Origin of the sequence: Gluconacetobacter azotocaptans (assembly GCF_014174355.1) — a bacterium.
Classification (GTDB): Bacteria; Pseudomonadota; Alphaproteobacteria; order Acetobacterales; family Acetobacteraceae; genus Gluconacetobacter; species Gluconacetobacter azotocaptans.
Genome location: NZ_JABEQF010000032.1, coordinates 1 through 8,601, shown reverse-complemented (window position 1 = coordinate 8,601; position 8,601 = coordinate 1). Strand labels below are relative to the sequence as shown.

The window sequence follows — 8,601 nt, the reverse complement described above, 5'->3', positions numbered from 1 at the left end:
GCCGCCCACGCCTGCGCCCCGCCCCAGGCCAGAACCCCGATCAACCCGCCCATCAGGACAAGGATCAGCCACCCCGACAGCCGCACTACGCCCGAAAATACCGCGTCCCCGTCCATCCTGGCGGCATTTCGCCCGGCGAGACCACTGTCCCGGCCCGAGGGCCGCGGCATCCGTTGCATATGTCCATTCCTCGTACTTCTGCCACCCATAGCGTCGCCCCCCACAGGCTTCAATCGGACAAGGCGGACGGCGCAATTAAGTTTTTATGACATGCCAGGGCCCGGACGGCCGCCGCCCGCCGCCGCGGACAGGCCACCCTGTCCATTCACGACCGTCCATGCCAAACGGAAAGGCCACGCGGCGGGAACGGCCCCGCCCCGCCCGCGCAAGCAGAAAAGGCCCCACCACACCATGCCCCTTCCCCGGCGATCCCTTCTGGCCCTGGCGGCGGGCGGCGGCCTTGCGGCCGGCATCCGCCCCGCGCGCCCCGCCCATTCCATGCCGGCGCCCCGGCGGGTCATCATCGATACCGACACCGCAACCGACGACGCGCTGGCGCTGCTGCTGGCGCTGAACGCGCCCAGCCTGACGATCGAGGCGATCACCATCGTCGTCGGCAATGTCGAATTCGATCAGGAAATCCGCAACGCCCTGTATACGCTGCAGGTCGCGGGCGCCGGCGGGCGCTTTCCCGTCCATCCCGGCACCGCCCGCCCCCTGCTGCGCGAGACACACCGGACCGCGACCTGGATCCACGGCCATGACGGGATGAGCGACAGCAACTTCCCCCCGCCCGTGCAGAAGCCCGAAACCGAAGGCGGGGTCGACGCCATGATCCGCCTGGTCCGCCGCTATCCCGGCGAGATCACCATCATTGCGCTGGGCGCGCTGACCAATGTGGCCATGGCCTTCCTGCGCGACCCCGAGCTGCCCCATCTGGTGCGCGACGTCGTGTTCATGGGCGGCTTCCACGATTTCCACGGCAACGTCACCCCCGCTGCGACCTATAATCTATGGGTCGACCCCGAGGCCGCCCGGATCGTCCTGCGGTCGGGCGCGCGGCTGACATCGGTGGGATTCGACGCCAGCGTCCGGGCCTCGGTTCTCGATGACGGCGATTTCGCGCGCATCGCCGCCATGCAGACGGACCTGAGCCGTTTTTTCCTGCGCATCAGCCGCATGCGCCGCGCCTTCTGCAAGGAGCACCAGAAGATGGCCGGCCCCAACGAACCCGACGGGCTGACGGTGGCGGTCGCCGTCGATCCGACCATCGGCACGGTGATGCTGCCCCGCGCGGCGGATATCGAAACCCAGGGCGACCTGACGCGCGGCATGATGGTGGTGGACGAGCTGGACACCAGCGGCCGGCCACCCAACGTCACGATGTGCGCCGACGCCGACGCCACCCGGTTCAAGGCGCTGGTGTTCGACGCCCTGCGCGGCGGCGGCGTCCAGGCCAAGGGCCCGACCGGCCGGAGCTGAGGCCCCTGGCATCAAGTCATATGGGAAAAGGAAGGTCGGGCTCTGCCCGAACCCGGCAAGGGCCTTGGCCCTTGCATCCCATTCGTTTCAGGAGGCCTTGATTTCCAAAGGGTTCGGCCCTTTGGCCGGTTTCAGGGCATGGCCCTGAGGGGGACCGCCGAAGAGTCATTCACGGCGGGGGCGCGGTGGGACTGCTGCCAGTCCTGCAGCCAGGACGACACGAGCTCGGCCGGCAGCGGGCGGGACATCAGGAAGCCCTGGACCACCGGGCAGTCGAGGTCGTCCAGCAATTCGAGCTGCCGTTTCGTTTCCACCCCTTCGGCCACCACGGTCAGGCCCAGACTGCGGCCGATGCGGACCACCGCCGCCAGGACCGAATGGACGTCGCCCGTCCGTTTCAGCCCGATCAGGAAGCTGCGATCGATCTTCACTTCGCTCAGGGGCAGGCTGGCCAGGTTCGCCAGGTTGGAAAAGCCGGTGCCGAAATCATCCATCGACAGGCCGACGCCCAGCGCGCGGATCGCGCGGGCGGCGGCCATGGTCCGCTCCTGATCCTCGATCATCATGCTTTCGGTTATTTCCACCGTCAGGCGGTGGGCCGGAACGGCGCTTTCGGCCAGGATGCCCGCGATCACGTCGGGCAGGCCCGGATCACGGAAATGCTGGGCCGACAGATTGACCGACACGGTCGGGATATCCACCCCCGCGTCCATCCATGCCGCCATCTGGTGGCACGCGGTGCGCAGCGCCCATTCGCCCAGCGTATCGATCAGGCCGCTTTCCTCGGCCAGCGGAATGAAGCGCGCCGGCGAGATGTCGCCCCGAACGGGATCGTGCCAGCGGGCCAGCGCCTCCACCCCGTGCAGCCTGCCGGTTCGGGGTTCGACCTGGGGCTGGTAGGCCAGGGTCAGACGGCCGGCCGCCAGGGCGTCGCCCAAGGCGGAGGACAGGATCACGCGGTCCTGCGCCTGGCGATTCATCTCGGCAGAGAAGAAGCGATAGCAATTGCCCCCGGCGTCGCGCGCCTGCGACACCGCGAGCTGGACGTGCCGGAGCACCAGGTCCACCGTATGGCCCTTGTCCCGACCGGCGCAGATCCCGATGCTGGCGGTGGAGGTGATGGGCATGTCACGGATGACGAAGGGGGTTGACGTCACCCGCAGCAGGGCACCCGCCAGCACCGAGGCGCGATCGACCGCCAGGTATCCCTCGCCCTCGATGCAGCAGTCACGGTTTCCCGGCGTCAGTCCGCAGCCGGTGACAATGATGAACTCGTCCTGCCCGGCCCGTGTCAGCAGGTCGCCCGGCCCCAGGACGGATTTCAGCCTCTGGGCCATGCCGATCACGATCTCGTCCGCCGCGGCCTGGCCCAGCGCGTCACCGATGGTGCGGAAACGATCGATATCGACGGACATCAGGGTCAGGCCGCACCAGCCCGGCCGCACCGCGCGCGTCTGCAGATGTTCGCGCAGCCAGACGCGGTTCGGCAGGCCCGTCACCGCGTCGTAATGCGCAAGCTGCGCGATCCGGACGCGCGCGCGCTCCTGCTCCACCGCCAGCGAACAGAGTTGCAGGCAGGCATCGACCACCCGCCGATGCCACAGCGCAGGCTCGCGCTTCGCCCGGAAATACAGCTCCAGACTGCCGGCCACCGTCCCGTCGCGCAGCCGGATCGGCACCGCCCAGCATGCCATCAGCCCGCTGGGCCGCACCAGGGCACGCAGGGCCGGCGTCCAGCGGGGATCGGCATCGATATCCGTGGTCAGGATTTCCAGTCCGCTATGGATCGTGGCGCCACACGAACCGGTCATCGGCCCAAGAGGGAGCCCATCGACGGCGTCGGCCATCGCCTTGGGCAATGAGGCCCGGCCCGCCATCCAGGCCGTCCCGTCGTCATGCGCCAGGATGATCGACGCCGCGACATCGGGCGCGATCGCCTCGATCCGCTGGCAGATCAACTCCATGACGTCGGTGAATTCCAGTGCGCCCGTCAGCGCCGCCATCACGTCGTGACGCAAGGTGCGCAGCTCCATCGCCGGCGTTTCGTCCGACATGATGACGATGGTCTCGCCCGCGCCCATGTCGCCGGCCTCGTCCTCCGACACCGGCGTGACCGACGTGCACAGCCAGATCTCCTTCCCCGAGCGCGAGACCGCGTGCAGGTCGCAGTCGAACCCGCGGCGACCCCGCAGATTGTCGCGGAATTCGCGCAGGGCGGCCATGTCGACTTCGCGCCCCGACAGGATCATGGAGATGTCGCGATTGGCCACCTCGTGCCGGTCGTAACCCAGAATACGGGTAAAGGCCGGATTGACATAGGTGATGCGGTCCATGCCGTCCAGGATCATCACCCCGCGATCGGTGCGCCGGACGATGTTGGCCAGGCGCCGCGTGCGTTCGCGCCCCCGGACATCGCCGGTCATGTCCCGCAGGGTCACGACCAGAGCGGCGCCCATGACCATGTCCGCGACCTGGGTCACGATCAGTTCCAGCCACAGATCGCCGCCGCTGCGCCGCGCCAGACGGACCTCGCGCGCCCTGCCGTCGGGGGTCATGTCCACGCCGGGCAGCAGGCTCTGGATGGCCCGGTCGGGCCAGTCCTTGGGCCCCCAGCCCGCCAGGCGTGCCGCCGTGTCATTGACGAAGACGATAGTTCCCGCCGTATCGACGACGATGACGCCCCCCGCCATGGCATGCAGCACCGACACCGCCGGCGATGGTCGATCGAACGACGGTGTGTCGGACATCGCCATCTCCTGCCCCGAATGCGGCCCAACCATCATGGCGCGCTGCGTTTCCAAGGGCGTTCCCCGCATGGAGCGCAGCATTGAAGCCATCTGAAATTCTATCCGACTGTTTGAAAGAGAACAACCATCATGACATACTTTTTTTCATTTTCAATCTTAAGATGACTAAATTCAGTCTCAAATCCGCACATATCAGCCATTCGCAAAGTATTTTCCAGACTTGACCTAACACAATGATTGCGGGACGCATCCACGCTAACGTAAATTGTTACAGAATACGTGCGAATGACACGAATAGGAAACGAAGTGTTTCATGCGATGTGTGCATCACGCTATTTGTTACTTATTCGTTATGTAATAAAAACCATCGGCCCGTCCAGCAATGTCTGCCAGAACTGCTGAACGCCGTATTTCATTTTCGTGATGATCGCGATGCGAACGCCACGTCGGCGGGGGCGTTCCTTGCGCGCCGGCTGACTGATTTCATGCCTCTCTATTTTGAACAATAATTTCCGGGCCCTGCCTCGGCGGCGTTCCTCGGAACGCCGCCCATTTTTACGTGCGTCCAGGCCATCGCGCGGGGGTGGCAGGCAACCCCAGCCTGCCTGCCATGTTGCAGACAGCAGCGACCGCTCGCGGCGTTCCAACATCAAGACGAGGGGCCAAACCCCCGCAGAGGTCCATTTGCAGCACCCCCCATCCCCCGCCATCGGCGCCGCGTCCCCCGTGTATCCGGGGGCACGGCCATGACCGGCACAACCGCACAGACGGCCCCTTCCGCCCTTGCGGCCCGCGCAGCCCATGCCCTTGCGGACCATCATGTCCCGATCACCGACCTGCGCCGCGCCGCCTGGACCTGCGCGCTGGGCAGCGCGATGGAATATTACGATTTCGCGCTCTACAGCCTGGCCTCGGCTCTGGTGCTGGGGCCGCTGTTCTTTCCCCATCACGGGGCGGCGGTGGGGCTGATCGCCAGCTTCGGCACCTATTTCGTCGGCTTTGCGGTGCGGCCGTTCGGCGGCCTGCTGTTCGGGGCGCTGGGCGACCGGTACGGGCGCAAGTTCGTGCTGCTGCTGACGGTAACGCTGATGGGCGTGGCCAGCGCCTGCATCGGGCTGATCCCCACCTATGCCACCATCGGCATGTGGGCACCGCTGCTGCTGGTACTGCTGCGGATCATGCAGGGGCTGGGGGCCGGGGCGGAACAGGCGGGCGCGTCGGTGATGATGACTGAATTCGCGCCCCGCGGCCAACGCGGCTTCTATGCCGCCATCCCGCTTCTGGGCATCCAGAGCGGATCGTTCGTGGCCGCCTGCGTGTATTATTTCGCCATCGCCGCCCATCCCGACATCGTGCAGGGCTGGGGGTGGCGGGTGCCGTTCCTGCTGAGCGTCCTGATCCTGGCCGTCGCGGTCTATATGCGGATGCACCTGAAGGAATCCCCCGCCTTTACCGAGATGGCGAGCCACCACGCGCTGGAACGGCTGACCCTGCGGCAGTTCTTCCGCAATTCCGGCCGGACCATCTTCTTCGGCATGGGGCTGCGGATGGCGGAAAACGGCGGGGCCTCGATCTATCAGGCCCTGTCGGTCAGCTATCTGGTCACGGCGGTGGGCGTCGAGGGGCGCACCGCCACCGCGGTGCTGATGAGCGCCACCATCGTCGGCGGCCTGGGCATCATGCTGGGCGGCACGCTGGCCGACCGGTTCGGCCGGGTGCGGGTCTATCGGGCGGCCGCGATCATCCAGGGCGTGTCGGCCTTCCCGGTCTGGTACATTCTGGGGCAGGGCAATTTCATTGCGTGCGTGATCGCCATGAGCATCGGCTGGGGTATCGGCAACAACGGCATGTACGGCGCCCAGGCGGCGCTGCTGCCGGAAATGTTCGGCATGGGCCACCGTTACGGCGGCGTGGCGGCCACGCGCGAGATCTCGGCCGTATTCGCGGGCGGCATCGCGCCGCTGGTGGGGTCGCTGATCATCACCACGGTGGCGACGCACAATGCGGGGCTGTCCCATCCGGGCCATCCGGCCTGGGTGTGGCTGGGCGCCTATGTCTTTGTGCTGTCGGCGATCACCGTGGCCGCGACCTGGTTCATCCCGGACCCGATCAACCGCGACCTGCAGGATCATCGCGACGTCCTGTAACTGGGGCGCGGGGGCCCCCGACCTTCCTTTTGCCACATAATTCGGTACTTATGGAGCGGCGTCCCCTGGAACCGACACCCGCGCGCCATCCATGGAAAACAGGACGGCCCTGCACTAATACGCGGTGCGGGCGACGCGGCGGAGCCGATCGGTTCCGCCCCATGGACGGTCCCGTTCGGTGTCACTTTGACGGCATAAAGGCAATTACAATGGGTTATACCTCCAGAAACCCTTATACGAATGAGGTTCTGGCCAATTTTCCCTCGGCGACGGATGACGAGGTGAAGGCCGCCCTGACGAATGCGCATACCGCATTCCTCGCCTGGCGCGAGACCGGCTTTCCCCAGCGCGCCGACGTCATGCGCAAGGCCGCCGCGATCCTGCGCGAAGAGGTCGAGCCTTTCGCCCGCCTGCTGACGCTGGAAATGGGCAAGCTGTTCGCCGAGGCGAAGGCCGAAGTCGAGCTGTCGGCCCAGATCTTCGACTATTACGCCGAACATGCCGAAGCCCTGCTGGCCCCGGAAAAGCTGCCGGTGTCCGATCCGCGCTCGGGCGACGCGATGCTGGTGCATCAGCCGCTGGGCGTGCTGCTGGCGATCGAGCCGTGGAACTTCCCCTATTACCAGATCGCGCGGATCATCGCGCCACAGCTTTCGGCGGGCAATACGGTACTGCTGAAGCATGCGTCCAATGTGCCGCAGAGCGCCGCCGCCTTCGACGCGCTGATGAAACGGGCCGGCCTGCCGGACGGCGCGTTCCGCAACCTGTATGCCACCCGCGGGCAGGTCGAACTGATCCTGAACGATCCGCGCGTGCATGGCGTGGCGCTGACGGGGTCCGAGGGCGCGGGCGCCGTGGTCGCGGCACAGGCGGGCCGCGCGCTGAAGAAGGCGACGATGGAACTGGGCGGCGCCGACGCCTTCGTCGTCCTGGAAGACGCCGACCTGGAAAAGACCGTGAAATGGGCGGTGTTCGGACGCCACTGGAACGGTGGACAGGTCTGCGTGTCATCCAAGCGGATGATCGTCGTGGACGCCATCTACGACCGGTTCCTGGAACTCTATACCGCCGGTGTCGCGGCGCTGCGCGCGGGTGATCCGTTCGCGGCCGAGACGACGCTGGCCCCCTTGTCCTCGGCCGGCGCTGTCGAGGAACTGCGCGGGAATATCGCCAAGGCGGTCGAGCATGGCGCGACCGCGACCGAGGTCGGGCCCCGCGTGCCGGAAACCGGCGCCTTCCTGCAGCCGACCATCCTGACCGGCCTGACCGGGGACAACCCCGCCCGGTACTGGGAGTTCTTCGGCCCGGTCTCGATGATCTTCCGCGCGAAGGATGAGGAAGACGCGATCCGTATCGCCAACGATACCCCGTACGGGCTGGGCGGTTCGGTCTTCACCACCGACACAAAGCGCGGTGTCGAGGTGGCGAAACGGATCGACACCGGCATGGTGTTCGTCAACCATCCCACCATGGTCAAGGCCGACCTGCCGTTCGGCGGCATCTCGCGTTCGGGCTTCGGGCGCGAACTGATCGGCCTGGGCATCAAGGAGTTCGTCAACCACAAGCTGATCGACGTCGTCGATATCGACGCGCCGTTCTAAGGCGCACCGCCTCGCGTTCAGGCCGAAGGCCCGAACGCGAGGCACCCCACGCTCTGCCCCCCCTGCCCCGGCAGCCCCGTCCCCGGACCGGCGCACGAACGGCACACCCGCCATGTTGTGACAATACGCAACGAACCGGTGGCGCGCGCGTTCATTGACCGACTCCCGGGGCCGAACGTGCCGGGCCAGAACAAGGGACGCCATCATGAGCACCATCCTGCTGATCGTCATCGTGCTGCTGCTGATCGGGGCGCTGCCGTCATGGCCGTACAGCTCGGGATGGGGCTATTACCCCTCGGGCGGGCTGGGCCTGGTCCTGGTGATCGTGCTGATCCTGGTCCTTATGGGACGATTGTAGGGACCTGATCACAAGATCCTTCCAAGCATCAACGACCGGCTGCCGAAATCGAAGACCAACGCCGCCGAATTCAGGAAGGCACTTTTGCAGTAATCCACAGCATAGAACGCATGGAATTGCCTTATTGATTATCGAGCCGAGGCGGTGAACGAACAATGCGGATTATCGTAACGGGCGGGTGCGGGTTCATCGGATCGGCGGTGGTGCGCCGGCTGATCGGGTTCACGGGACATCAGGTGGTCAATGTGGACTGCCTGACCTACGCG

At 66.2% G+C, this 8,601-nt stretch carries 7 protein-coding genes; 5 read left to right on the top strand and 2 right to left on the bottom strand.

The annotated features are described in order from the left end of the window. Window positions 1–411 precede the first annotated feature (411 nt). On the top strand, window positions 412–1,482 hold the full coding sequence (locus tag HLH34_RS18690; RefSeq protein WP_183121076.1) for a nucleoside hydrolase: 1,071 nt from the start codon (window positions 412–414) through the stop codon (window positions 1,480–1,482). A gap of 131 nt (window positions 1,483–1,613) precedes the next feature. Here the strand turns inward: HLH34_RS18690 and HLH34_RS18685 are convergent, their stop codons facing one another. Further along, window positions 1,614–4,229 carry an EAL domain-containing protein gene (locus HLH34_RS18685; RefSeq protein WP_183121075.1) on the bottom strand — a complete coding sequence of 872 codons (2,616 nt, stop codon included), beginning with the start codon at window positions 4,227–4,229 and terminating at the stop codon, window positions 1,614–1,616. 350 nt (window positions 4,230–4,579) lie between these two features. Next, on the bottom strand, window positions 4,580–4,882 hold the full coding sequence (locus HLH34_RS18680; protein ID WP_183121074.1) for a hypothetical protein: 303 nt from the start codon (window positions 4,880–4,882) through the stop codon (window positions 4,580–4,582). 93 nt (window positions 4,883–4,975) lie between these two features. Between HLH34_RS18680 and HLH34_RS18675 the strand changes: the two genes are divergently transcribed. The 4 genes from HLH34_RS18675 to HLH34_RS18660 all read left to right on the top strand — a co-directional run. Then, window positions 4,976–6,376 (top strand): MFS transporter, encoded by a 1,401-nt coding sequence (locus tag HLH34_RS18675; protein WP_183121073.1) that lies wholly within the window; start codon window positions 4,976–4,978, stop codon window positions 6,374–6,376. 209 nt (window positions 6,377–6,585) lie between these two features. Beyond that, entirely contained in the window at window positions 6,586–7,977 is a 1,392-nt protein-coding gene (locus HLH34_RS18670) for an NAD-dependent succinate-semialdehyde dehydrogenase (RefSeq protein WP_183121072.1), read from the top strand. 205 nt (window positions 7,978–8,182) lie between these two features. Beyond that, on the top strand, window positions 8,183–8,335 hold the full coding sequence (locus HLH34_RS18665) for a DUF3309 family protein (protein ID WP_183121071.1): 153 nt from the start codon (window positions 8,183–8,185) through the stop codon (window positions 8,333–8,335). Between the two features lie 155 nt (window positions 8,336–8,490). Further along, on the top strand, window positions 8,491–8,601 hold a 111-nt coding region (locus tag HLH34_RS18660), incomplete at its 3' end, for an NAD-dependent epimerase/dehydratase family protein (RefSeq protein WP_183120834.1).

What these genes read in the sequence shown, in the direction of transcription:
- HLH34_RS18690 (WP_183121076.1), top strand. Translation starts at nt 412, where the DNA reads ATGCCCCTTCCCCGGCGATCCCTTCTGGCCCTGGCGGCGGGCGGCGGC.
- HLH34_RS18685 (WP_183121075.1), bottom strand. Translation starts at nt 4,229, where the DNA reads ATGTCCGACACACCGTCGTTCGATCGACCATCGCCGGCGGTGTCGGTG.
- HLH34_RS18675 (WP_183121073.1), top strand. Translation starts at nt 4,976, where the DNA reads ATGACCGGCACAACCGCACAGACGGCCCCTTCCGCCCTTGCGGCCCGC.
- HLH34_RS18670 (WP_183121072.1), top strand. Translation starts at nt 6,586, where the DNA reads ATGGGTTATACCTCCAGAAACCCTTATACGAATGAGGTTCTGGCCAAT.
- HLH34_RS18665 (WP_183121071.1), top strand. Translation starts at nt 8,183, where the DNA reads ATGAGCACCATCCTGCTGATCGTCATCGTGCTGCTGCTGATCGGGGCG.